Source organism: Sphingopyxis sp. OPL5 (assembly GCF_003797775.2).
GTDB lineage: Bacteria > Pseudomonadota > Alphaproteobacteria > Sphingomonadales > Sphingomonadaceae > Sphingopyxis.
On sequence record NZ_CP060725.1, the window covers coordinates 1,730,001 to 1,752,511 of the forward strand.

The following is a 22,511-nucleotide window of genomic DNA, read 5'->3' on the forward strand; positions in this document are numbered from 1 at the left end:
CCGCCGCGCTGGTCGGCGCCGGCACCGCGCTCGGCTGCGCGCTGTCGGGCTATGGCGTGTGGACCCTGGTCTATGCGCCGATCGCGCTGTTCTGGACCCGCGCGATCGGGCTCACCGTCGCGGCGCGCCTGCTCGTCTGGCCCAGTTTCGACTTTCGCGGCTGCGGGCAGATCATCGCCTTCGGCTCGGCGGTGCTCGCCTCGCACTTCTTCTGGCTGGTCCAGACGCAGGCCGACATCTTCATCGCCGGCCGCCGATTCGATCCGCATGCGCTGGGGCTTTATGCCGAGGCGCTGTTCCTCGCGCAGATCTTCGTCTCGAAGTTCGTGCCGCCGCTCAACGAGGTCGCCTTTCCCGCCTATGCGCGAATCCAGGGCGACAAGAGTGCGGTGCGCTGGAACTTCTTGAAAGCCGTGCGCCTGCTGATGCTCGTGCTCGCGCCCGCCTACGCGGGACTCGCGGTCACCGCGGCGCCGCTGGTCGAAACGGTGTTCGGGCTGAAGTGGCTCGGCATGGTGCCCTATGTCCAGATTCTCGCGCTCGCGCTGCTGGTGATGACGGTGCAGATTCTCTTCGCGCCGGTGACCAACGCGCTCGGCCGTCCCGGAATCGCGATGAAGGCGTCGCTGTGCGGCGCGATTCTCTTTCCGGTCGCCTTTCTTGTCGGCGCGCAGTTCGGGCTGATTGGCCTCGCCTGGGCGTGGCTCGTCGCGATGCCGCTGCTGCTGATCGTCACCGCGCGGTTGTCGGCGCCGGTGATCGGGGTGACGCTGACCGACATCGGCCGCGCGGTGCTGCCGGGTCTCGCCCCCGCGCTGGTGATGGCGGTCGCGGTCGGGCTGATCGAGCGCGCGCTGCCCGCGGGCATGGCCGCACCGCTGCGACTCGCGATTCTCGTCGGGGCGGGCGGGCTGATCTATCCCGCCCTGCTATGGCTGCTGGAGAAAGAGGCGATTGCCGAGATCCGACGCCTCATATTGCGCCGTCCGGCGGTCGCGACTCAGGACGCGATATAGTCCCTCATCGCCGCCGCCTCGGCCTCGATCCGGTCGATGCGATATTTAACGAGGTCGCCGATCGACACGAATCCGACGAGTCGGCCGCCGTCGACCACCGGCAGGTGGCGAATGCGCTTCTGCGTCATCTGCGACAGCGCGCCCATCACCGCGGTGTTCGATTCGCAGGTCACCGGCGATTTGGTCATCACCTCGTCGAGCGTACGGTCGAGCGCCTCGGTGCCATAAGAGGAAAGCAGGCGAACCAGATCGCGTTCGGAAAAAATGCCGACGATCGCGTCATTTTCCATCACCGGCACCGCGCCGATTCGATGTTGCGCGAGCAGATCGACCACCGCACGCACACTGTCTTCCTTGCGCGCCGAAATCACCGCGCCGGTCCTTCCGTGGAGAATCGCTCCGATCGTCATGCCTTGCCGCTCCCCATGTCGCTCTGTCAGGAAAACAATCTATCATGATTCGCACTCAGGGTGAAACATCCTGCCGCACGCCATTGCCGCTTGGCCTTGCCGCCGCGCTGGTCCATGGATGCGGCCATGGTCAAACCCTCGCCGCTCGACAATCGCGACACCTCGGCTATCGCCTGGGGGCGCTATCGCCGGCTGATGCTCGGCATGGCGCTGGTCTCGACCCTCGCGGTGATTTGTGCGCTGCTGTACCTGCACGCCACGCTGCCGCACGGGCTGACCATCCATATGATCATCGCCACCACCGCCGGCGTCGGCCTGTCGGTGATGCTCGGCGCCGCGCTGATGGGGCTGGTGTTCCTGTCGAGCGGCAGCGGGCATGACGAGGCGATCGAGGACCCGTTCGAAAATGATCCGGAAATGAACAATGACAAACCCTGACCGCGACCCGATCCTGCGCGTCGTTCCCGCGCCCGCCGACATCAACAGCAACGGCCACATCTTCGGCGGCTGGGTGCTCAGCCAGATGGACATCGCCGGCGGCATCGTCGCGGCGCGAATCGCCCAGGGACCGACCGCAACCGTCGCGATCGAGGCGATGGAATTCATCGCGCCGATCCTGCTGCGTGACATCATCTCGGTCTACGCCCACCTCGAACGGCGCGGGCGCACGTCGATAGGCATCCGAATCGAAGTGATCGCGTCGCGCGGCCGCGGCGAGGAGCAGGTGAAGGTCACCGAAGGCCTGTTCACTTTCGTCGCGCTCGACGAGAATCACCGGCCGCGCGCGTTGCCGCCGGCCTGACCGGCGTCATTGCGAGCGAAGCGAAGCAATCTCCAGCCATCGACCTGGCAAAACGCCGATGGCTGGAGATTGCTTCGTCGCTACGCTCCTCGCAATGACGATCCGCCCCTAATAACCCTCGGGCTCTTCCCAATCATCCTGGTTGTCGGCGCCGATTCGCGCCACTTCGCGCACGCGATAGTCGATCGTCCGTTTCCCGTCGGCGGGAACCGTCACCGACCAGATTCGCTTGCCGTCGCGCACCCGTGTCGCACGGCTGATCTTGTCGACGACATAGTCGAGGTCGTTCTCGAAGCTGATCTCGACCGGTTCGTCGCTCTCGCCGAAATTCTCGACCGTGATGCGATACCGCGTCCAGTCGTCGCCCGAATCGAGCGTGTCCTGGTCGGTGTCGACATCGCTGTCGTCCTGGTCGGGCAGTTGCAGGTCGATCAGCTCGCCGACCGCCTTGTCCTTCACATTCGTCTCGGCGACGAGCATCGGTTCGCCGAGTCGGCGCTGGAACAGCGCGACCTGTCCGCCCGGCATCGGTTCGGCAAGCGGCCCGCCCTTCTTGTTGTCGATGCGCAGCACCGGGTCGGTGTAATCGTCGAAATTGTCGCCCCGGACCGCAAAGACATGGAGCATCTGCGCCGCGACCCCGGGCTTTTCGAGAAAGGCGATCTGCTTGCGGCTCTGCGCGCCGAGCGTCGTCGGCTGCGGCACGCGATATAATTTATAGTCGCCGATATCCTCGCGCGGCGCGATTCGCGATCCGGTGACGACGATCTCGCCGCAGCCATCGTCCTCGCCGCCGCAGCCACCCCCGCCGCCGCCATAGAAAAAGCCGACCGAATATTCGGGCCGGTACGCCGGCAGGTCCTGCGGCCCGAACAGGCGCGGATTATAGGAACCGCCGCCGGTGCTGCCCCGCGGCCAGCAACTGAACCAGACCTCGATATTGTCGGGGTTCCACGGATCCTTCTCCGCTTCCTCCTGTCGCCGTTGCTCCTCTTCCCAGCCATGCTCGTCGTCGGCGACCGGGGCCTGACGGAAAAAGGCGATGCGGCCCGCGATCACCGCTATGTCGGCATCGACGAAGTTCGTCGAATCGCCGCTCGCGACGGTCAGCCAGGCGAAGAGATCGACCGATTCGGCCTCGGCGCCGATCTGACCGACATAGTTCGACTGCCAGTCGAAATTATTGGCGAGATAGGTGAGCTCGAGCTTGGTCCGCCCGCCCGGCTGGTCGCCCAAGGTCATCGACAGCGTCGGCACCGGGTTCAGCCCTGCCGGCACCGCGTCATAGAGCAAGGTTTCGGAGAGGCCGCTGCATTGCACCGCCTCGAACCCGCCCTTGCGTTCGACGATCAGTTCCTCGGGACCCGAACGGATGCGCACCCGCTCGAAACGCGCCTTGCCGGTCGCGCGGTCGGTGGTGCGCAGCAGCACCTGCTGGCCGGTCAGCGCGTCGAGCAGGCCGCGCTGCGACAGCAGGCGCCGGTCGTAATTTTTCTCGCGCGGCTTGCCACCGCCACGCAGCAGCGCCGATTCGGGCAGGATGCTGCTCGACACCCCTTCGAATCGCACCGTCACCGGTCCCGGCGGCAGGTCGACGGTGCGTGTCTCGCGAATCAGCGCAAAGCCGCCGAGCGGTTCTTCCTCGTCGGGCGACGGCAGCCGCGAGTCGGTATCGCGGTTCGGATCGCGATAGAGGCTGATCGCGACATGGTCGGGCTTCGGCGAGGCGACGACCGGCGGATCGGCAGCGCGCGCCGGCGCGGCCGCGAGCACCGCGGCGGCGATCAGCAGCAAGGCGAACGCCCCGCCCCGCATCGCTCAGTTCAGCGAGTCATACTGGACGGTCAGTTCGGTGCGTCCGTTCGCGGGCACCGTCACCAGCCATTTGCGGCTTTCCAGCATCTGGTCCTTTTCGGCGGCGATGCTCTCGAACGGCACCCGCGTGTCGTTGGCATAGCTGTTGAGCCCGTTCTGGGTGAACTCGACCGTCACCGGCTGCGACCGCGCGTTGGTGAAGATATAGCGCATATGGGTGCGCCAATAATTGCGCTTCACGTCGGTCTCGGTGACCGTGACGACGCCATTCTTGCGCACGCGGGTCGTGCTGCTGCGCGTCCAGTCCTCCTCGGTCAGCTTCTCGCGCTTTTCGAGGATCGGCTGATATTTGACGTCGAACGCCTTGCCGGTGGCGAGCGACAGCGTCGATCCCGCAGTGGTGTGGCCGATATAGCTCTCGCCCACGAACTGCGCCGCGCCGCGCGCATCCTTGACGTAAAGCCGCACCGACCCGGCCGGCATCGCATCGCCGACCCCGCCCTTGCCGGTCGAGAAACGATAGGTCGCGAGCGCGCTCTGCGCCTCGTCGATCGTCGTGAAACGATCGACCGACGCCGCATAGCCGCGCGTCGCAGGCACCGCCATCGCATCGAGGAAGGCGATCTGTTTCTGCTGCGCGCTCGCGATCGTCGTGCGGTCGGCCATCGGATAGGCGTACATGTCGGCGAGCGCTTCGGCCTTCGCGCTCTCGGTCCCGGCGCTGGTCAGCGCCGCGGGTTCGCCATCATTGCCGCTGCGCGACCCGCGCCGCACCCCGATCTGCTCGCTCGCGACGAGCAGCAATTTGGCGTTGGCGAATCCGGTGCCGCTGTTGTTCTTCAGCGTCACCCAGCCCTGCAGATCCATCGCTTTCGCCGCCTCGTCGTAGAGCGCGACATAATCGGCGCGCCAGCTCAGCCCTTCGGACAGATAGCGCAGGGTCAGCGGGCGGGCGCCCGCGCTCTTGCTGTCGACCGTCACCGACAGCGTCGGGCGCGCACGCAAATTGGTCGGGATGCCGTCGAAGATCACCCGCACCGGCAGATTGTCGTCGCGCAAGATCTCGATGCGTCCGCCGACGTCGAGCACCACCCCGCCGTTGACCGCGAGCACCTTGGCGCGCTCGCGCAGTTCGGCGCCGGTCGCGGGGTTGGTGCGGATCAGCGTGATCTCCTGCCCCACCGCCTTTTGCATAATCGCCGTGGGCGAGAGCAGGTCGAAATCGAAATTCTGCTCGACGATCTCGAGTCCCGTGCCGACGAGGCTCACCGTCTCGGGCCGGATGCGGCTCGACACGTCGGGAAATTCGAGCTTCGCTTCGCCCGCGGGCAGATTCGTCTGCCGCGTATCGGTGACCAGCGCGAGTTCGCCGCTATAGATGGTCACCGCGACATCGCCCTGCCCGCCGGTGCTCACCACCTGCTGCGCCGCCGCGGGGCCCGCCATCGCAAGGCCAGCCATCAGCAGACCCCACGTCCTCGACCCACAAGTCCTCGACCCACAAGCCATTGCGACCTCTCCCCCTGTATCTCTGTCGTCAGCGCATCTTCTGCCGGAACGTCTGGACCACGCTGTCGTTCGCGGGCACCCGCACCCGCCACACCCAGCTCGACCCGCGCCGTTCCCATGTCGTGGGTTCGGGGTCGATCGCGAAGGGAATCAGGATTTCGAGCTCGGCGTCGAAGGGCCGCGCATTGGTCAGCGTCACCTGCCAGTCCTGATATTCGCCCTTTGGCCCGCGACCGGTGATGACGCTATTATATTGCACCGCCGGGCTGAGCCCGAGTTCATAGTCGACGCGTTCGCCCTTCGCCTTGTCGCCGATCCGCGCCTCGCCGACGAGCAATCGCCGGCCCGCGACCGTCTCGAACACCGAAGCCGCGCCGGCGGGCAAGGCCAGCCCGAGGCCGTCCGACTCGCGATTCTGCACGCGCAGCATCATCGTCAGCGGCTGCACGCGCCCGGCCATCCAGTCATAGAGGATGGTGGTATAGAGCTGCTCGACCGCGACCTTATCCTTGATCAGCAGCGCGACCTGCTTCTGCGACTTCGCCGACACGTCGACGCGGAACGGGATGCGATAGAATTTGAGGTCGCCCAGATCCTCGGCGGGCGGCGGCGGGGGCGGCGGCGGTGCGGGGGAGGCGGCGGGGGTGGCGCCATGACGGGCATCGCGGTCCGCGCATAGCCGGCGCGATTCGCGGTCACCATCACCTCTTCGGCATAATCGGCGGTCGGCTCGATGATCGGCGGCAGCTCCCAAAAGGGATGCGTGCTCGTGATGTCCATCGGCCAGCATTTGAGCTGCAACGCCCCCGGCGGGGTGCGCGGCAGCGGCGCGCGATAACCCTTGTTGAGCCGGCCCGCGATCACATTCAATTGCGCGTTCGGGAAACTCGTCACCCCGCCGTTGGCGACGGTGATCCAGCCGGTGATCCCCAGCGCCTTGCCGTCGCCGGCGCGGTCGACGACATAGTTCGCCGCCCAGTCGAAGCCTTCGGACAGATAGACGAGCTGCAAGGTCACCGTCCGCGCCCGCGCGCTTTCGACGAGGATCGACAGCGTCGGTTTCGCCGACAGATCCTTGGGCACGCGGCCATAGAGCATGCGCTCGGGCAGCCCCGCACAGCCGAGCGCCTCGAAGCCCGCATCGGTCTGCAGGATCACCCCGCCGGTCGGCCCCGCCTGGATGATCGCCTGCTGCTCGCGGACCTTGCCGGTCTTGCGGTCGGTGCGGCGCAGCGTGACGCTGCGCTTGAGATACGCATCGACCAGCCCGGCGGGCGACAGCAACCGCGCATCGCGATTCTTCTCACGCACCCCGTCGGGCATTCCCGACACGACGGCGGTTTCGGGCAGCAATCCCTCGGACACCCCCTCGAAGCGAAGCACCGACGACCCGGCGGGCAGCGTCACGACGCGCGTCTCGGTGACCAAAGCGAAGCCCTGCGGCCAGTTGGGGTTGATCGGACCGCCGCCGCGTTGGGGGGCGCGATAGACGGTGACCGCGACATCCTTCAGCTGCGACGACACCACCACGGGCGAATCGGGCCGCACCGGCGGCGCGGGCAGGCTCGCCCCCTGCTGTGCCGCCAGCGGCGTCGCGACCAGCGCGGCCAGCAGGGCCGGGATCAGGCGCATCACGCGCACGGCCCGGTCCTCAGTAGCGCGAGTCGAAGGTGGCGGTGACTTCGGTCTTGCCGTTCGCGGGCACCGGCACCGCCCATTCGACGCGGTCGGCCGAGACGCGATTGCTCTTCAGGCTTTCGTCGGTGATGCGGACGTCGCCCCACAGCCCCGATTGCGCGAGATCGACGGTGACCGGTCCCGGCCGCGCGTTGGTGACGACATATTTCATCTTGGTCACCCAGCGCGAATCGCTCTTGCGGGTGCGCGACACCACCGTCGACTGGATCTTGACGTCAAAGGCGTCGCCGGTGCGCAGGGTCATCGACGATCCCATCGGGGTGTGGCCGATCTGGTTCTCGCCGATGAACTGCGGGTCGCCGCGCGCGTCGCGCATATAGACGCGGATCGTTCCCGCGGGCAGCTGGTCGCCGAGCCCGCCCTTCGCCGAGGTCGAGAATCGCAACACGCTCGCCGCGCTCACCGGCTCGGTGCTGCTGCCCAGCCAGCCGTTGACATATTCATAGGTCGAGCGCGCCGGGGCGCCCTTCACGTCGAGGAAGCTAACCTGCTTCTGCTGCGCATTGGCGATCGTCGTGCGTTCGGCGAGCGGATAGAGATAATAGTCGCCGAGCCGTTCGCGCGTGCTCGTCTCGGTCCCCGCCTCGTCGAGCACGCCGGTGAGCTGTGAAAAACCGCCGCCGCCGCCCGGGCTGCCCGCCACCAGCAGCGTGCGCGCATTGGTAAAGGTCGTGCCGGTCGAATTGGTCAGCGTCACCCACCCCTGCATGTCCATCGCGCCCTTGGCGGCGTCGAACAAGGCGACATAGTCGGCGGTCCAGCCGAGGTTTGGGGTGAGGTACGAGAGCCGCGCAGGCACTGTGCCCGCATTCTCGGCCTGCACCGTCACCGACAGCGTCGGGCGCGCGCGCAAATTGGGCGGCAGCCGGTCGAACACCGCGCGCACCGGCAGGCCGTCGTCGCGCAGCACCTCGATCCGCTCGCCGATCTGCAGCACGATGCCGCCGTTCGCGGCAAGGACCTTGGCGCGTTCGCTGCGTTCGGCACCCGTGGCGGGATTGGTGCGCACCAGCGTGATCTGCTGGCCGACCGCCTTGTCCATCAACTTGTCGGGGGTGAGCAGGTCGAAGTCGAAATTCTGCTCGACGATCGCGAGACCGCCGCCCGACAGCGTCACCGTCTCGGGCCGGATGCGCGCCGACACGTCGGGAAATTCGATGCGGTTGCGCCCGGCGGCGACTGCCAGCTGGCGGTCGTCCTGCACCAGCGACTGGCCATTGTTATAGATGGTGACCGCGACATCGCCCTGCGCGGTGGCGCCGGGGTCCTGTTGCGCCGCAGCGGGAAGCGAAAGCCATGGAGCGACGGCGGCTCCCAACAGGCAAGTCTTTGCCAAAGCGCGCATAATCGCTCTCCCCCATATGGTTGTCGGGGCAGAGGCTATGTCAGTTCGTGGCGATTGGCCAGCGCGAAAATGGTGACCCATTCTCGCTTCGTCACCCCGGACTTGATCCGGGGTCCCGCCGATCTGCGGAAAGGCGCGACGGTCAAAAAGCGGGACCCCGGGTCGAGCCCGGGGTGACGACAATTTCAGCCGTCACATCCCGTCACAAGGCGGCGAAGCGGATTATTCGGCCGCTTCGACGTCCGAGCTGCGCGCTGCGAGCGTGCGACGCTTGCGCGGCTTCGGCGCGGCTTCGGCGGCCTCGGCCTCGGCCTCGTCGGCTTCGGGAGCCGGAGCCGGAGCGGGGCGGCCGATCGCGGGCGGCAGCACGGCGCTGTCGATCCCGGCGCCACCCTCGTCCTCGTCGCGCGGGCGGCGCGGGCTGCGGCGCGGGGCGCGCGCCGGCTTGGCTTCCGCCACCACGGCGTCCTCGTCGCGGGCTTCGACTTCGACGCGCTCGCGCTCAGGACGTTCCGGCCGTTCGGAACGCTCGGCGCGCTCGCGCACCGGCTGGCGGTTGCCGCGATTGTCGTCATTCTCGTCACGACGGTTGCCGCGATTCGGGTTGCGGTCGCCGCGATCACCACGGTCGTTGCGCTCGCCCCGATCGTTGCGATCATTCCGGTCGCCGCGCTCGCGGTTGTCGCGCTCGCCGCGATTGTCCTCGCGCTCGCCGTCGCTGTCGCCCTGGCCTTCGTCGAGGTCGGTGTCGTCATGCGCGTCGAAATCCTCGACGCCGCGCACTTCGCGATGGCGGTCGTTGCGATCGGGCTGGCCGCCGTTCTTTTCTTCCTGGCGGGCGCGGAAATCGCTGTGCACGCGGAAATAATGATCGGCGAACTGCAGATAATATTCGGTCTGCACCCGGTCGCCCGAAAGCTGGGCGTCGCGGGCGAGATTCTTGAATTTCTCGATCATCTGCGCTGCGTTGCCGCGCGCACGGCTGTCGATGCGATTGGCCTGGTCGGTACCACCACGGCCGCCACCCGATTGCGGGCGATTGTTGTTGTTATTGTTGTTGTTACGGCCGCGACGGCGACCGTTTTGCCGGTTGTTCATGTTCAACTGAGACATCCTGTCGAAAAGCTCTAAGCTATGCCAACCCCTTTTGGCCGACCGCGCATCTTGCGCGTCGTGCCCGCGCTCCCTTGCGCGGCTCTTCCGTGTTACCGCTTGCGCGAGACACCTTGTCCCGCACCAGCATCGTAAATGGGAAGCAGACCCGCCGGACCAGTATCGGTGCGCCGCACCGCCAAAGGGACCCTGATCAGGCCTGTACGCCGCCCCTACCTCGCTTTGGGCACGAAACCAAGCGATTTCTTGGTCGCGCCTCAGCGCACCAGGGTCAAGATGAGGGCGCGGTCGCGGCCACCGAGGTCCTGGCGGCAAGCGACGGCGAAACCGGCCGCTTCGGCCAGCTTCCCTACCGAGATATGCTGGGTCGCCCCGATTTCAAGAACCGCAAGACCGCCCGGCGCCAGCAGCCGTGGCAGGTCGGGGATGATGCGGCGATAGTCGCCCAGCCCGTCGGCACCCGCGAACAGCGCTTCGGCGGGTTCATGCTCGGCGACATCGGGCATCAGCTTTTCGCCGTCGGCGATATAGGGCGGGTTGCAGAGGATCAGGTCGAACGGGCCATCGACGCCCGCACCCCAGTCGCCCGACTGAAAGGCCGTGCGATCGGCCATGCCCAGTTCCCCGGCATTGTCGCGCGCAAAAGCGAGCGCAAATTCGGACGCATCGACGCCCAGCCCGGTCGCATCGGGAAACTCGCTCAGCGCCGCGAGCAGCAGCGTCCCCGGCCCGGTCCCCAGATCGAGAATCCGCGCGGGTGCGCTCGCCCCGAAATGCGCGACCGCGGCCTCGATCAACGTCTCGCTATCGGGACGCGGGATCAGCACGCCGGGGCCGACCTCGATGCGGATCGTCCAGAAATCGCGATAGCCAAGGATATAGGCGATCGGCTCATGCGCCATCCGCCGCGCGATCAAATGGGCATAAAGTTCGGGGACTTCGTAACGCGCGGGATCGAGCAGCAGCGCGGACCGCTCCACCCCCAGCGCATGCGCCATCAGCAGTTCGGCATCGAGCCGCGGCGTGTCGCTGATGCCCGTGAGCAGGTTCGTCGCGGTGCGCAGCGACTCCGCGACGCCCGCGAAGGTCGGCGTCTCAGTCACCCAGCCCCGCCAGCCGCTGTGCCTGATCCTCGGCGATCAGCGCGTCGACCAGTTCGTCCATCGCACCTTCCAAAATCTCGGGCAGGCGATGGAGCGTCAGGTTGATGCGGTGATCGGTCACCCGGCCCTGCGGGAAATTATAGGTGCGGATGCGCTCCGACCGGTCGCCCGAGCCGACCATCGACTTGCGCGCCGACGCCTCGGCACTGTGGATCTTCTCGCGCTCGAGATCGTAGAGCCGCGCGCGCAGCACCTGCATCGCCTTGGCGCGGTTCTTGTGCTGGCTGCGCTGGTCCTGCTGGATCACCACGAGCCCCGAGGGAATATGCGTGATGCGGATCGCCGAATCGGTCGTGTTGACATGCTGCCCGCCGGCACCCGACGCACGATAGATATCGACCTTCAGGTCGCTGTCGGCGATCGCGACATCGACCTCTTCGGCCTCGGGCAAAACCGCGACGGTCGCGGCGCTGGTGTGAATGCGCCCGCCGCTTTCGGTCACCGGCACGCGTTGGACGCGGTGGACGCCGCTCTCGAATTTCAGCTTCGCGAACACCCCCTGCCCCGAAACGCTGGCGACGACTTCCTTATAACCGCCGACCTCGGTCTCGTTCGCCGAGATGACCTCGACCTTCCAGCCCTGCCCGTCGGCGTAACGGCTGTACATGCGCAGCAGGTCGCCCGCGAACAAAGCCGCCTCGTCGCCGCCGGTCCCGGCGCGGATTTCAAGCATCGCCGCGCGCTCATCGGCGACGTCCTTGGGCAGCAGCTTGATCGCAAGGTCATGCTCGGCGGCGGGCAAGGCCTCTTCGACCGCCGCGAGTTCCTCGGCCGCCATCGCCTTCATCTCGGGATCGGTCAGCATCTCGCCGAGCGACTCCCGTTCGCCGCGCAGCCGCACCACTTCGCGCGCCGCGCCGGCGACGGGTTCGAGCTCGGCAAACTCCTTCGACGCCGCGACGAAATCGGCGGGCGCCATGTCCCCCGTCGCCATGCGCGCCTGCAAGGCGGCGTGGCGTTCGATGATGGCGTCGATCTGGCGGGCGGAAACGGAGGTCATGAATTCACCCCAACCCCGTCATCCCCGCGAAGGCGGGGATCCAGTGTTCCGACATTGCATGTCCAGCCAGCGTCCAAGCTGGATCCCCGCCTTCGCGGGAATGACGAAACAGGGTCCATCAAACGTTGTCCAGCGCCCGGACCAGCGCCTCGACCGCCTTTGCCCGGTCGCCGTCGCCGCGCACATTGACATGCGGCGCGTCGTCGCGCGTGCCGACCGACACCAATGCGTGCGCCGGAATCTTGGCGGCCTTGTCGAAACGCTTGCGCGGCGACCCGGTCGCGACGATCTCGGCCGAGAAACCGCCATTGCGCAGCGCGGTGAGCGCCTGCATCGCGAGCGCCAGCCGCGCATCATCCTCGACCGCGATCACCGCATCGAGCCGGTTGTCGATGACATCGTCCGCCACCAACATCGCCAGCCGCTCGATCCCCGCGGCCCAACCAACCGCCGGCGTCGGCGGTCCGCCGAGCGCCTCGATCAGCCCGTCGTAGCGCCCGCCGCCGAGCACGGTGCCCTGCGCGCCTAAGCGGTCGGTGACGAATTCGAACGCGGTGTGGCGATAATAGTCGAGGCCGCGCACCAGCCGCGCATTGCGCTCCCACGCGACCCCCGCGGCGTCGAGCCCCGCAGTCACGGCACCGAAGAAATCCTGCGCTTCGCTCGTCAAAAACGCGTCGATATCGGGCGCGCTGTCGGCGATCGGGCGGTCCTTCGGATCCTTGCTGTCGAGGATACGCATCGGATTCTTGTCGAGCCGGGCAAGGCTGTCTTCGGACAGCTCGCCGCGATGCGCCTCGAAATGATCGACCAGCGCTGTCCGCCAGGCATCACGGCTTTCCGCATCGCCCAGCGTGTTAAGCGTCAGCGTCACGCCTTCCGAAATCCCCAATTCCTTGAGCAACTGGTCCGCAAACACCAGCAGCTCGGCGTCGGCGAGCGGGCTGTCGCTGCCGAGCACTTCGGCATCGAGCTGGTGGAACTGGCGATAACGCCCCTTTTGCGGGCGCTCGTAGCGGAACAGCGGCCCGTGCGTCGCGACCTTGAGCGGCGCATACTGCTGCCAGCCGTTGGTGACATAAGCGCGCGCGATGCCGGCGGTGAATTCGGGGCGCAGCGTGATCGACTCGCCGCCGCGATCGTCGAACGAATACATTTCCTTCGACACGACGTCGGTGGTCTCGCCAAGCGAGCGCGCGAACACCGCGGTCGGCTCGATCACCGGCACCTCGATCCGCTTATAGCCATAGAGCCGCCGCACGCGATCGAAGGTGTCGACGACATGCTGAAACCGGTCGGCGAAATCGCCGAGCATGTCCTGCGTGCCGCGCACCGGCTGCGGCGTGGCGATCTTGGCGGATTTGTCCTTGCTCATGGGCGCGGCGTCTAATCTTTTTTGGTCGAAAGGCAAAGGGGACTCCCCTCTCCCCTTGAGGGAGAGGGTTGCAAAGACTTGGCAGCTTGCTGCCTAGTCGAAGCTGGGTGAGGGGTTGCGGTCGCGAGCGACCGCGCGAGCTTCGCTCGCACCCCCTCATCCAACTCCGGCTAGTTCGCTCCGCTCACAAGCCTCCATATCCTTCTCCCTCTAGGGGAGAAGGAATGTGCCGGTCTGGACCTCGCCATCTTTTCGCGGCAAAACGCGGCACCATGAAAAAACACCTGTTCGTCGCAGCCGCCCTGATCGCCCTCACCGCTCCCGCCGCCCATGCCCAGGACGGCAACAGCCGTCCGCAACCGGTGGTGCAGCCGCTTACCATCCCGCTGCCCGCCGACCGCCCCTATCCGGGGACGATGTTGCTCAAGGTCGACGCGACCGACCATGCGCGCGGAATCTTCCATGTCCGCCAGACGATCCCGGTTCCGAAAGCCGGCAAAGTCACCCTGCTCTATCCGCAATGGCTGCCCGGCAAGCATGCGCCGCGCGGCGCGATCGCCGAGGTCGCGGGGTTCAAGCCCACCGCGGGCGGCAAACCGCTCGTCTGGACGCGCCAGCCGACCGACGTCTACGCCTTCGACATCGACGTGCCGCAGGGCGTGAAGAGCATCGACATCGCCTTCGACTTCCTCTCGCCCACCCGCACCACCGAGGGCCGCGTCGTCGTCACTCCGGCGATGATGAACCTGCAGTGGGAACAGGTCAGCTTCTATCCCGCGGGCTGGTTCACCCGCCAGATTCCGGTGCAGCTCGAGGTCACGCTGCCCGAAGGCTGGACCGGCGCCGCCGCGCTCGACGGGTTGCAGGTCTCGAAGAACCGCTACAGCTTCGGCGTCACCAGCTATGAAAATCTGGTCGACAGCCCGATGTTCGCGGGGCGTTATTTTCGCCAATGGGCGCTCGGCAACGGCGTGACGCTCAACGTCGTCGCCGACGAGGAAAAATATCTGGGCGCCAGCCCCGACCATATCGCGCGCCACGCGGCCTTGGTGTCGGAGGCGGTCGCGCTGTTCGGCACCCGCCATTTCGACCGTTATGACTTCCTGCTCGCGCTCAGCGACGAACTCGGCGGCATCGGGCTCGAACATCACCGGTCGAGCGAGAACAGCCGCAACCCCGATTATTTCACCAAATGGGACGAGAATGACAGCGAGCGCGGGCTGCTCCCGCACGAGCTGGTCCACAGCTGGAACGGCAAATACCGCCGCCCCGACAAGCTGTGGACCCCCGATTACCGCACGCCGATGCAGGACAATCTGCTCTGGGTCTATGAAGGTCAGACGAGCTATTGGGACCTCGTCCTCGCCGGGCGGTCGGGCATGCAGTCGAAGGAGATGATCCTCGCCGAATGGGCGACCAACGCCGGTTTCTACAGCACCCAGGCGGGCCGCGCCTGGCGGTCGGTCGAGGATACGACGCTCGACCCGATCATCGCGGGGCGCAAGGCGCGCGCCTTTCCCAGCGCGACGCGGACCGAGGATTATTACAACGAAGGCGGGCTGATGTGGCTCGAGGCCGACATGCTGATCCGCACCGCCACGAACAATGCCAAAAGCCTCGACGATTTCGCGCGCGGCTTTTTTGGCGGGCGCGAGGGCGACTGGGGACAGTCGACCTATGATTTCGACGATGTCGTCGCGGCGCTGAACGCCGTCCACCCTTATGACTGGGCGAAATTCCTGCGCGACCGGATGCAGACCCCCGGCCGCCCGGCGCCGACCGCGGGGATCGAAGCGGCGGGCTATCGCCTCGTCTGGCGCGACGCGCCCAACGTCTATGACCGCGACCGCATGGCGCAGGCGAAGAATACCGACCTCACCCACAGCCTCGGCCTGATCATCGACAAGGACGGCGTCGCGGGCAGCATCGCATGGGACGGCCCCGCCTTTCGCGCCGATATCGTCAATGGGACAAAAATCCTCGCGGTCGATGGCGTCACCTACAACCGCGAGCGCATCGAATCGGCGATCCGTGCCGCGACCGACGGCAAGACTCCGGTGAAACTGCTCGTCGAGCGCGGCGGCCGCTATCGCACGGTCGAGATCGACTATCGCGGCGGCCTGCGCTGGCCGCATCTCGAAAAGGTGGGGACGGGGCCGGACTGGTTCGATCAGGTGCTGGCGGCGAAACGGGCGCTTTAAGATCCTCCCTGTCGCGAAGCGATGGGGAGGTGGCAGCCCGCAGGGCTGACGGAGGGGCCGACGCCGTCAGGCGGCGGGCCCCTCCACCTTTCGCTTCGCGAACGGTCCCCTCCCCATCGCTGCGCGACGGGGAGGATCGGGCGACGCGCACCCTCTCCCGCCTTCCCTCCCCCGCCCCCAGGGTCTAAGGCGCCCCGCGAATCAAAAACCGAAAAGGACATCTCCCATGCGCATCGACCTGATCCCGGCCGGCGACAGCCCGCCCGACAGCCTGAACGTGCTGATCGAAGTGCCGATCGGCGGCGAGCCGGTGAAGTATGAGTTCGACAAGGCATCGGGCGCATTGTTCGTCGACCGCTTCCTGCACACCCCGATGCGCTATCCCGCCAATTACGGCTTCGTCCCCCACACGCTGGGCGAAGACGGCGACCCGCTCGACGCCCTCGTCGTCGCGCGCTCGCCGATCGTCGCGGGCGCGGTGGTCAAGTGCCGCCCGATCGGCGTGCTGTTGATGGAAGACGATGCCGGCGGCGACGAGAAACTGCTCTGCGTCCCGGTCAACAAGACCTTTCCCTATTATGACAAGGTCTCCACCTACAAGGACATGCCCGAGATCGTGCTGCAGCAGATCGAGCATTTCTTCACCCACTATAAGGACCTCGAACCCGGCAAATGGGCGAAGCTCAACGGCTGGGGCGATGTCGACGAGGCCAAGCGCATCATCGTCGAATGCATCGAACGCGCGAAGACGACGGGGTATTAAAACAAGACCACCCTCACCCTTCCCACCGGCTTTGCCGGCGGGCCCCTTCCCTCTCCCATCGGGAGAGGGAGGGAGGCGCGAAGCGCCGGAAGGGTGAGGGCAGGCCGTTATCCGGAGCGCGGCGGCGAATTTATGGCGCCGGGCTAGCGCCCCCATCCGCCAACACCCGCACATCGGTGCGCGGGTAGGGTATTCTTATCCCCGCTTCCTTGAAGCGGTCCCAGATCCCCAGAAACACCTCGCCCTGGATGTTGCCCAGCCCCGCCTCGGGGTCCGAAATCCAGTAGCGCAGCTCATGCTCGACCGCACGTTCGCCGAACGCCGTGATCCACACCACCGGCTCGGGGTCCGCTAAAATGCGCGGGTTCGCCTTCGCGGTCTCGACCATGATCGCCTGCGCCGCGCGCAAATCGCAGTCATAGGCGACCGGCACGCGCATCCGCACCCGCACGTCGCGGCTCGAATAGCTCCAGTTCTCGACCGGCATCGTCATCAGCAATTCGTTCGGGATCAGATGCTTCTTGCCGTCGCGGGTGACGACGCTGACCGCGCGGACCCCGATCTTGGCGACCCGCCCGACATTGGGCACGCCGTTCAGCGTCGCCGAACTCCCCATGCTCGCGCCGTCGCCGACGACGATCACGTCGCCGGGCTTGATCGAGCGGTCCATCAGCAGGATGATCCCCGCGATCAGATTGCCGACGGTCTTTTGCAGCCCGAAGCCGATCGCGAGGCCCGCGGCGCCCGAAAACACCGCAAGCGCGGTCAGGTCGATGCCGAGCAGGTCGATGCCGAACAGCAGCGCAAAGACGAACAGCGCGATCGCGATCAGCTTCTCGGTCAACAGGCGCTGCGTCTGGTCGATATGGGTGTTGCGGCGCAGCACCCATTTGATCGCGCGCATCGTCAGCTTGACCGCGAGATAGAGCAGCACCGCGACGACGATCGTCGAGAACAGCCCATAGAGCGACAACCGGTACGAGCCGACGTCGATGCCGATCACCCGCATCGCCTCGACCGTGCGGCCGATACCGCCCTGCACGTCGGCGGCGATACTCATGCCGCCATCGCCGCGAAACCGCGTTCGAGGTCGGCGATCAGGTCGGCGGGGTCCTCCAGCCCGATCGACAGCCGCAGCAGCGGATCGGGATCGGTCCACACCGTCGCGGTCCGGATGTCGGCCGGGTTGCTCGGCACCACCAGGCTTTCATAACCGCCCCAGCTGAAACCGATGCCAAAGTGCGACAGCGCCTCGATGAAGCGTGTCCGCCCCGCCTCGTCGCTGCCTTTCAGCGTGAAGCCGAACAGCCCGCTCGCGCCGGTAAAATCGCGCGACCAGATCGTATGCCCCGGATCGCCCGCCAGCGCCGGGTGCAGCACCCGCCCCACGTCCGCCCGCGCCGCCAGCCATTCGGCGACCGCCAGCGCGCTCGCCTGATGCCGCGCCAAACGCACGTCGAGGGTGCGCAGCCCGCGCAGCATCAGCGCGCAATCGTCGGGCGAGACCGCCTGGCCAAGCTGGTACGCCGCGCTGCGCAGTCGCGGCCAAACCGCCTTCGTCGCGGTCAGCGACCCCATCATCGCGTCGCTATGCCCGCCGACATATTTGGTCAGGCTCATCATCGTCACATCGACGCCGTGCGCCAGCGCCGGGAACTGCAGCGGCGTCGCCCAGGTGTTGTCGAGCATCGTCAGCACCCCGCGCGCGCGCGCGACCGCGACGATCGCCCGAATATCCTGCACCTCGAAGGTCAGGCTGCCCGGCGATTCGAGGAAGATCAGCTTCGTCTCGGGCCGGATCACGTCGGCGATCCCCGCCCCCACCAGCGGGTCATAATAGGTCGTATCGACGCCATAGCGTTTGAGCAGCCCGTTGCAGAAAGCGCGCGTCGGTTCATAGGCGCTGTCGACCATCAACAGATGATCGCCCGGCGCGAGCAAGGCCAGCATGCCCGCCGAATTGGCCGCGACCCCCGAGGGATAAAGCAGGGTGCCCTCGGCGCCCGGCTCCATTTCGGTCAGCGCATCGGCGAGCGCCCACACCGTCGGCGTCCCGCGCCGGCCGTAATAGAGCTTGTCATGCGTCGCATGGCCCCGCGCCTTCAGGTCGGCGATGCTGTCGTAAAGGATCGTCGACGCGCGCCACACCGGCGGATTGACGACGCCGCCGCCCAGCCGCGGGTCGCCCGTCCATTCGGGCCGCCGCCCGCCCTGCACCAGTTTCGTCGCGGGGCGGAGGCTGTCGTCGTCGCTCTTGCTCATCGCGTCTTGTTAGCGGAGCATCGTTCAAAATCCAGTAGCTGAGAATAGCTGCCCGCGTAGCGGGCCATTCGATATCTCACGCAAAGGCGCAAAGGCGCGAAGAAAAGGCCGACACCGCCGCTCTTCTTCGCGCCTTTGCGCCTTTGCGTGAGTTTTATGGCGCTCCGCGCGGGGACCAAGGCCACCCGCGCGGCGCAAACCGATCAAGCCGCGCCGGTCGCCTTCGGCGTCGCCGGGTCGGCGCCCCATTCGGTCCAGCTGCCGTCGTACACCGCGACATCGTCCTTGCCGAGCAGGTGCGCGCCAAACGCCACGACGGTCGCGGTCATGCCGCTGCCGCAGGTGGTAACCAGCGGCTTGTCGAGGTCGATCCCGGCGGCATCGAACGCCGCCTTCAGCGCGTCGTCGCGCTTCCAGGTGCCGTCGGCGTTGAACAGCTCGCCGAACGGCAGGCTGCGCGAACCCGGAATGTGGCCCGGCGCGACGCCCGCGCGCGGATCGCGTTCCTCGCCGGTGAAGCGCGCGCCCGACCGCGCATCGACGACCTGTTCGGCGCCGCTGTCGACATTCGCGAGCACTTCTTCCTTGGTGCGCACCGCCTTCGCATCGCGCCACACGGTGAAGTGGCGGTGGCGCAGCGTCTGCTTGCCCATTTCGAGCGGGCGACCTTCGGCCTTCCACTTGGCGAGGCCGCCGTCGAGCAGCGCGACGTCGTGTGCGCCGAACAATTTGAGCAGCCACCAGCCGCGCGCCGCGCTCTTCAGCGGGCTGTCGTCATAGAGCACGATGCGGCTGCCGTCACCGAGGCCGAGCGACTGCATGCGGCTCGCGAATTTTTCGGCGGGCGGCGCCATATTGTCGACGTCGCTGTTCGGGTCGGTCAGTTCGGCGAGGTCCATGAACACCGCGCCGGGGATGTGGCCCGCCTCATATTCGGCGCGCGCGTCGCGATCCGCCTCGAGGAATTTCGTCGCATCGACGACCCGCAGGTCCGATGCCCCCAGTTCGCGTTCCAGCCAGTCGGTTGAGACCAAGGCGTCCATGTCATGCTCCTGTTACGACCCGGCGGGGAACCTGTTCCAATCCCTCCGCCAGCCATCCTGCTTTGCTCTTTCCGGGGAAGCACAGCCTATGTCTCCCCCCGCACTTTTTCAAGCACGGTGGCCATCTGCCTCAGCCGATGCTGCGCTGCAACACAAAAGGCGAAACGGCGCCCGAAAGCGCGCCTATTGGCTCCGCCGCACCGCGGTCGACCGCGAACCGGGCCGGTCGACGGCATAGGAAGCGCGATCGAGCGGCAGCGGCGCGAGCTTGTCGCTGTCGCTGGCCCCCGATTCGCGGCCGAGCACGAAGCTGCCCGCATTCTGGCCAAAGGCGTCGGCGTCGCCGTCCCAATGATAGGTGACGTCGAACGCCATCACCGGCACCAGCATCGGCTTGCCGCCGATCATCAGCGGTTCGACGATATGGCGCGGCAGCATCGCCTCGGTGGTCAGCGCCTCGCCCGCCCCGACCTTGAGGATCATGTCGTCGCGCAGCACGCTGCCGCCCGCCCCGTCGAAGAAGCGCGCGAGCACCGGCTCGGTCATCGCCGACCCCTGGTTCAGCGCGATGCGCACCATCAGCCCGGTCGCGTCGGCCGATCCCTGGTTCATGATATTCAACGCGAAGGCGACCGCGACATGCTCGGGCGTGAAGCGGATCGCCTGCACCTCGAGCGCGATCGCCACCAGCGCGCGACGCTCGGGCGCGGGACGGGTGACGAGCGGCGACACACGCTGCGGCGCCTCGCCGCCGAAGAGTGTCGGCAGCACCGGCGCCTTGGGCGCGGCAGCGGGGGTAGCCGGCGGCGCAGGCGCCGGGCGCGGCGCCTCGGCCGGCGGCGCGCTGCGCTCGACCGGCGCATCGCTCGCCAGCGCGGGGCGGCGGTGCCAGTACCAGAAACCGGCCGCGCCCGCCGCGACCAATGCGAGCAGCCAGGCCCAGCTCGGCGTGCCGCCGCCGTCGGCGGGCGCCGCCGGCGCGGGGGCGATGTCGTCGGCGGGAGCGGCATCGGCGATCGCCGGCGCATCCGAAACGACCGGCGAAAAGCCTGGCGCGGCATCGGTCGCGGCGGGCGGTGAAGACGGAGTCTCGGTGGCCGTGTCCCGCGCCGGCGCAGTCACGGTCGCGGGCGCGGTTTCGGCCGGGGCCGCGCGACGCGTCGGCGCGGGTGCGGCACCGGCTGCCGGCTGCGTCGCCGATTGGGTTGCGGGCTGCGTCGGTGTCACGCGCGGCGGCGTCGGTGTGGGGGCCGGGGTCGGCGTCGGGCGCGGCGCGCCCGGGCCCGAGGGGGCGATGCCATTGTCCGCCGGTCCTTGCACCCCCGGCGCGCGGCCGTCGTCGCCGGGCGGCGGCAGGCGGAAATCGATCGGGCGGCTCGGCGAAGGCGCGGGGGCCGGGGTCTCGCCCTGCTGGGCGATCGCGGGCGCGATAGCGCTCGCCGCCAGCGCGAATGCCAGCACCGCCCGCGCGCTGCCCATGGTCCCGAAGTGCCTGTCCGTCATTATACCTGTGCGATCCCGATCGTCTGTTTCGCGCCCGATCCGCTGAATTGGCGCTGAATGACCGCGCCATCGACGGATGACAGCGGCCGCGCGCCCCACTAGAGGGATTTCATGTCCGATTCCACCCCCCCGGCGCTGACGCCCAAGCATCTCGGCCAGTCCAGCGAACTGCCCGCCTCACCCGAGGCCGCGATCCTCGACTATGTCCCCAACCCGCGCGCCGACGAGCTTTACCTCGTCCGCTTCGCCGCGCCCGAATTCACCTCGCTGTGCCCGGTGACCGGACAGCCCGATTTCGCGCATCTGGTGATCGACTATGCCCCCGGCGAAACGATCGTCGAATCAAAGAGCCTCAAGCTCTTTCTTTCCAGCTTTCGCAACCACGCCGGTTTCCACGAGGATTGCACCGTCGGCATCGGCCGCCGCCTGTTCGACGAGATGGCGCCGCGCTGGCTGCGCATCGGTGGATACTGGTATCCGCGCGGCGGCATTCCGATCGATGTCTTCTGGCAATCGGGCGCGCCGCCCGCAGGCCTGTGGCTCCCCGATCAGGGCGTCGCGCCCTATCGCGGGCGGGGCTGAGCGATCATTCTATCGAAATGGTCGGAAATTCATCTTCCCGTCACAGTTTGTTGACATTAGTGTCAACGTTATGACCGCAGCCTCGCTCCCGCACGATCACGCCATCGCCGTCGGCGCCGACCAGATCGATTTCATGGGGCATGTCAACAACGCCCATTATCTCAGCTGGGTGCAGGACGCCGTGCTGGCGCACTGGCGCCATATCGCGCCGCCCGACGCGGTCGCGGCACATCTGTGGGTCGCGCTGAAGCACGAGATCACCTATCGCCGCCCCGCCTTCCTCGACGACCAGGTCATCGCGACCGTGATCCTCGAAAAAGTGCAGGGCGCGCGCGCCTTTTACGACACGATCATCAAGCGCGGCGAGGAAGTGCTGGCCGAGGTCAAATCGAGCTGGTGCTGCATCGACGCCGAAACATTGCGCCCCGCGCGCCTCGCGAGCGAGGTCGTCGCGAAATTCTTTCCGGCCGAAAAGGTCTGACGCGCCCGGCTTAGAGGGTGCCGCTTTCGATCATCGCGTCGACCAGCGTTTCGAGGAAGGTGCAGCTCTCGCTGATGTCCTGAACCTGCTTGATCATGTCGGGATCTTCGGGATTCTTGGTGATCCGTGCGAACTTGTCGATCTGGGCGTCGAAGTCGGTCTTGATCTGCGCCTCGTCGTCGTCGGCGAGTACGGTCGCGATGGCCAGAAACTTGGTGCCCGATGCGACCATCTTCGGGTCCGCGTCGTCGCCCTTGGTGCCGAGTCCCGCCATGATCCCGAAAAAGGCCATGCACTGGATGCTGTTGTCGTAAAGCTCGCGCTCGTCGGTATCGATCGTCATCGCGGTGGCGGCGGTGATGGGCGCGGCGGCGGCAAGCAGCAGCGCCGCGGCAAGGATCGGATATTTCATGACTTCCCCCGAATATCG

General features: G+C 67.0%; 22 protein-coding genes (1 of these 22 only partly in view). 7 read left to right on the plus strand and 15 right to left on the minus strand.

The window, feature by feature from the left end; all coding sequences use genetic code 11:
• Positions 1-1,016 carry the 3' portion of a lipopolysaccharide biosynthesis protein gene (locus EEB18_RS08365; protein WP_262408228.1) on the plus strand. The gene continues 430 nt to the left of window position 1, outside the view, so the window shows 1,016 of its 1,446 coding nt (coding positions 431-1,446); its start codon lies off the left edge, out of view; the stop codon is at positions 1,014-1,016.
• Here the strand turns inward: EEB18_RS08365 and EEB18_RS08370 are convergent.
• Positions 1,001-1,426 carry a CBS domain-containing protein gene (locus tag EEB18_RS08370; RefSeq protein WP_187142147.1) on the minus strand — a complete coding sequence of 142 codons (426 nt, stop codon included), beginning with the start codon at positions 1,424-1,426 and terminating at the stop codon, positions 1,001-1,003. The genes EEB18_RS08365 and EEB18_RS08370 overlap by 16 nt on opposite strands.
• A gap of 126 nt (positions 1,427-1,552) precedes the next feature.
• Between EEB18_RS08370 and EEB18_RS08375 the strand changes: the two genes are divergently transcribed.
• Entirely contained in the window at positions 1,553-1,864 is a 312-nt protein-coding gene (locus EEB18_RS08375; RefSeq protein WP_187142146.1) for a hypothetical protein, read from the plus strand.
• Positions 1,851-2,228, plus strand: coding sequence for an acyl-CoA thioesterase (locus EEB18_RS08380; RefSeq protein ID WP_187142145.1), 378 nt, complete (start codon positions 1,851-1,853; stop codon positions 2,226-2,228). Before EEB18_RS08375 ends, EEB18_RS08380 begins: the two co-directional genes overlap by 14 nt.
• A gap of 108 nt (positions 2,229-2,336) precedes the next feature.
• Here EEB18_RS08380 and EEB18_RS08385 read toward each other — a convergent pair whose 3' ends face one another.
• The 9 genes from EEB18_RS08385 to hisS form a co-directional block, all read right to left on the minus strand.
• Complete coding sequence (locus EEB18_RS08385) at positions 2,337-4,043, minus strand: DUF4139 domain-containing protein (RefSeq protein ID WP_187142144.1); 1,707 nt, start codon at positions 4,041-4,043, stop codon at positions 2,337-2,339.
• Positions 4,044-4,046: 3 nt separating this feature from the next.
• A complete protein-coding gene (locus EEB18_RS08390; protein ID WP_262408166.1) occupies positions 4,047-5,504 on the minus strand; it encodes a DUF4139 domain-containing protein in 1,458 nt (485 codons plus the stop codon).
• Between the two features lie 76 nt (positions 5,505-5,580).
• Complete coding sequence (locus EEB18_RS22685) at positions 5,581-6,102, minus strand: hypothetical protein (protein ID WP_262408167.1); 522 nt, start codon at positions 6,100-6,102, stop codon at positions 5,581-5,583.
• Complete coding sequence (locus EEB18_RS22690; protein WP_262408168.1) at positions 6,066-7,193, minus strand: DUF4139 domain-containing protein; 1,128 nt, start codon at positions 7,191-7,193, stop codon at positions 6,066-6,068. Before EEB18_RS22690 ends, EEB18_RS22685 begins: the two co-directional genes overlap by 37 nt.
• A gap of 10 nt (positions 7,194-7,203) precedes the next feature.
• Positions 7,204-8,595 (minus strand): DUF4139 domain-containing protein, encoded by a 1,392-nt coding sequence (locus EEB18_RS08400; protein ID WP_187142400.1) that lies wholly within the window; start codon positions 8,593-8,595, stop codon positions 7,204-7,206.
• 222 nt (positions 8,596-8,817) lie between these two features.
• Complete coding sequence (locus tag EEB18_RS08405) at positions 8,818-9,708, minus strand: DUF4167 domain-containing protein (protein ID WP_262408169.1); 891 nt, start codon at positions 9,706-9,708, stop codon at positions 8,818-8,820.
• Positions 9,709-9,965: 257 nt separating this feature from the next.
• The gene (gene prmC / locus EEB18_RS08410) at positions 9,966-10,811 is read right to left on the minus strand and encodes a peptide chain release factor N(5)-glutamine methyltransferase (protein ID WP_187142401.1); all 846 of its coding nucleotides are present in this window, start codon (positions 10,809-10,811) and stop codon (positions 9,966-9,968) included.
• Complete coding sequence (gene prfA / locus EEB18_RS08415; RefSeq protein WP_187142402.1) at positions 10,804-11,871, minus strand: peptide chain release factor 1; 1,068 nt, start codon at positions 11,869-11,871, stop codon at positions 10,804-10,806. The genes prmC and prfA overlap by 8 nt, the downstream gene beginning before the upstream one ends.
• Positions 11,872-11,989: 118 nt before the next feature.
• On the minus strand, positions 11,990-13,246 hold the full coding sequence (hisS, locus tag EEB18_RS08420; protein WP_187142403.1) for a histidine--tRNA ligase: 1,257 nt from the start codon (positions 13,244-13,246) through the stop codon (positions 11,990-11,992).
• Between the two features lie 272 nt (positions 13,247-13,518).
• On the opposite strand from hisS, the gene EEB18_RS08425 reads away from it, so the two are divergent.
• On the plus strand, positions 13,519-15,447 hold the full coding sequence (locus tag EEB18_RS08425; protein ID WP_187142404.1) for a M61 family metallopeptidase: 1,929 nt from the start codon (positions 13,519-13,521) through the stop codon (positions 15,445-15,447).
• Between the two features lie 226 nt (positions 15,448-15,673).
• Entirely contained in the window at positions 15,674-16,210 is a 537-nt protein-coding gene (gene ppa, locus EEB18_RS08430) for an inorganic diphosphatase (RefSeq protein ID WP_187142043.1), read from the plus strand.
• Between the two features lie 130 nt (positions 16,211-16,340).
• On the opposite strand, the gene EEB18_RS08435 is transcribed toward ppa, so the two are convergent.
• From EEB18_RS08435 to EEB18_RS08450, 4 genes are all read right to left on the minus strand, one after another.
• Positions 16,341-17,270 carry a mechanosensitive ion channel family protein gene (locus EEB18_RS08435; protein ID WP_187142044.1) on the minus strand — a complete coding sequence of 310 codons (930 nt, stop codon included), beginning with the start codon at positions 17,268-17,270 and terminating at the stop codon, positions 16,341-16,343.
• On the minus strand, positions 17,267-18,472 hold the full coding sequence (metC, locus tag EEB18_RS08440) for a cystathionine beta-lyase (RefSeq protein WP_187142045.1): 1,206 nt from the start codon (positions 18,470-18,472) through the stop codon (positions 17,267-17,269). Before metC ends, EEB18_RS08435 begins: the two co-directional genes overlap by 4 nt.
• Before the next feature lie 203 nt (positions 18,473-18,675).
• Positions 18,676-19,515 carry a 3-mercaptopyruvate sulfurtransferase gene (gene sseA / locus EEB18_RS08445; RefSeq protein ID WP_187142046.1) on the minus strand — a complete coding sequence of 280 codons (840 nt, stop codon included), beginning with the start codon at positions 19,513-19,515 and terminating at the stop codon, positions 18,676-18,678.
• 183 nt (positions 19,516-19,698) lie between these two features.
• The gene (locus EEB18_RS08450) at positions 19,699-21,018 is read right to left on the minus strand and encodes a hypothetical protein (protein ID WP_187669099.1); all 1,320 of its coding nucleotides are present in this window, start codon (positions 21,016-21,018) and stop codon (positions 19,699-19,701) included.
• Positions 21,019-21,129: 111 nt separating this feature from the next.
• Between EEB18_RS08450 and queF the strand changes: the two genes are divergently transcribed.
• Together queF and EEB18_RS08460 are read left to right on the plus strand one after the other, a co-directional pair.
• Positions 21,130-21,600 (plus strand): preQ(1) synthase, encoded by a 471-nt coding sequence (gene queF / locus EEB18_RS08455; RefSeq protein ID WP_056344485.1) that lies wholly within the window; start codon positions 21,130-21,132, stop codon positions 21,598-21,600.
• 70 nt (positions 21,601-21,670) lie between these two features.
• The gene (locus EEB18_RS08460) at positions 21,671-22,081 is read left to right on the plus strand and encodes an acyl-CoA thioesterase (protein WP_056344487.1); all 411 of its coding nucleotides are present in this window, start codon (positions 21,671-21,673) and stop codon (positions 22,079-22,081) included.
• Positions 22,082-22,091: 10 nt separating this feature from the next.
• On the opposite strand, the gene EEB18_RS08465 is transcribed toward EEB18_RS08460, so the two are convergent.
• Positions 22,092-22,493 (minus strand): hypothetical protein, encoded by a 402-nt coding sequence (locus tag EEB18_RS08465; protein ID WP_187142048.1) that lies wholly within the window; start codon positions 22,491-22,493, stop codon positions 22,092-22,094.
• Positions 22,494-22,511: the final 18 nt, after the last annotated feature.

Coding starts and splice junctions, on each gene's coding strand:
- EEB18_RS08370 (WP_187142147.1), bottom strand. CDS start 1,426: ATGACGATCGGAGCGATTCTCCACGGAAGGACCGGCGCGGTGATTTCG.
- EEB18_RS08375 (WP_187142146.1), top strand. CDS start 1,553: ATGGTCAAACCCTCGCCGCTCGACAATCGCGACACCTCGGCTATCGCC.
- EEB18_RS08380 (WP_187142145.1), top strand. CDS start 1,851: ATGACAAACCCTGACCGCGACCCGATCCTGCGCGTCGTTCCCGCGCCC.
- EEB18_RS08385 (WP_187142144.1), bottom strand. CDS start 4,043: ATGCGGGGCGGGGCGTTCGCCTTGCTGCTGATCGCCGCCGCGGTGCTC.
- EEB18_RS08390 (WP_262408166.1), bottom strand. CDS start 5,504: ATGGCTGGCCTTGCGATGGCGGGCCCCGCGGCGGCGCAGCAGGTGGTG.
- EEB18_RS08400 (WP_187142400.1), bottom strand. CDS start 8,595: ATGCGCGCTTTGGCAAAGACTTGCCTGTTGGGAGCCGCCGTCGCTCCA.
- EEB18_RS08405 (WP_262408169.1), bottom strand. CDS start 9,708: ATGTCTCAGTTGAACATGAACAACCGGCAAAACGGTCGCCGTCGCGGC.
- prfA (WP_187142402.1), bottom strand. CDS start 11,871: ATGACCTCCGTTTCCGCCCGCCAGATCGACGCCATCATCGAACGCCAC.
- hisS (WP_187142403.1), bottom strand. CDS start 13,246: ATGAGCAAGGACAAATCCGCCAAGATCGCCACGCCGCAGCCGGTGCGC.
- EEB18_RS08425 (WP_187142404.1), top strand. CDS start 13,519: ATGAAAAAACACCTGTTCGTCGCAGCCGCCCTGATCGCCCTCACCGCT.
- ppa (WP_187142043.1), top strand. CDS start 15,674: ATGCGCATCGACCTGATCCCGGCCGGCGACAGCCCGCCCGACAGCCTG.
- EEB18_RS08435 (WP_187142044.1), bottom strand. CDS start 17,270: ATGAGTATCGCCGCCGACGTGCAGGGCGGTATCGGCCGCACGGTCGAG.
- metC (WP_187142045.1), bottom strand. CDS start 18,472: ATGAGCAAGAGCGACGACGACAGCCTCCGCCCCGCGACGAAACTGGTG.
- sseA (WP_187142046.1), bottom strand. CDS start 19,515: ATGGACGCCTTGGTCTCAACCGACTGGCTGGAACGCGAACTGGGGGCA.
- EEB18_RS08450 (WP_187669099.1), bottom strand. CDS start 21,018: ATGACGGACAGGCACTTCGGGACCATGGGCAGCGCGCGGGCGGTGCTG.
- queF (WP_056344485.1), top strand. CDS start 21,130: ATGTCCGATTCCACCCCCCCGGCGCTGACGCCCAAGCATCTCGGCCAG.
- EEB18_RS08460 (WP_056344487.1), top strand. CDS start 21,671: ATGACCGCAGCCTCGCTCCCGCACGATCACGCCATCGCCGTCGGCGCC.
- EEB18_RS08465 (WP_187142048.1), bottom strand. CDS start 22,493: ATGAAATATCCGATCCTTGCCGCGGCGCTGCTGCTTGCCGCCGCCGCG.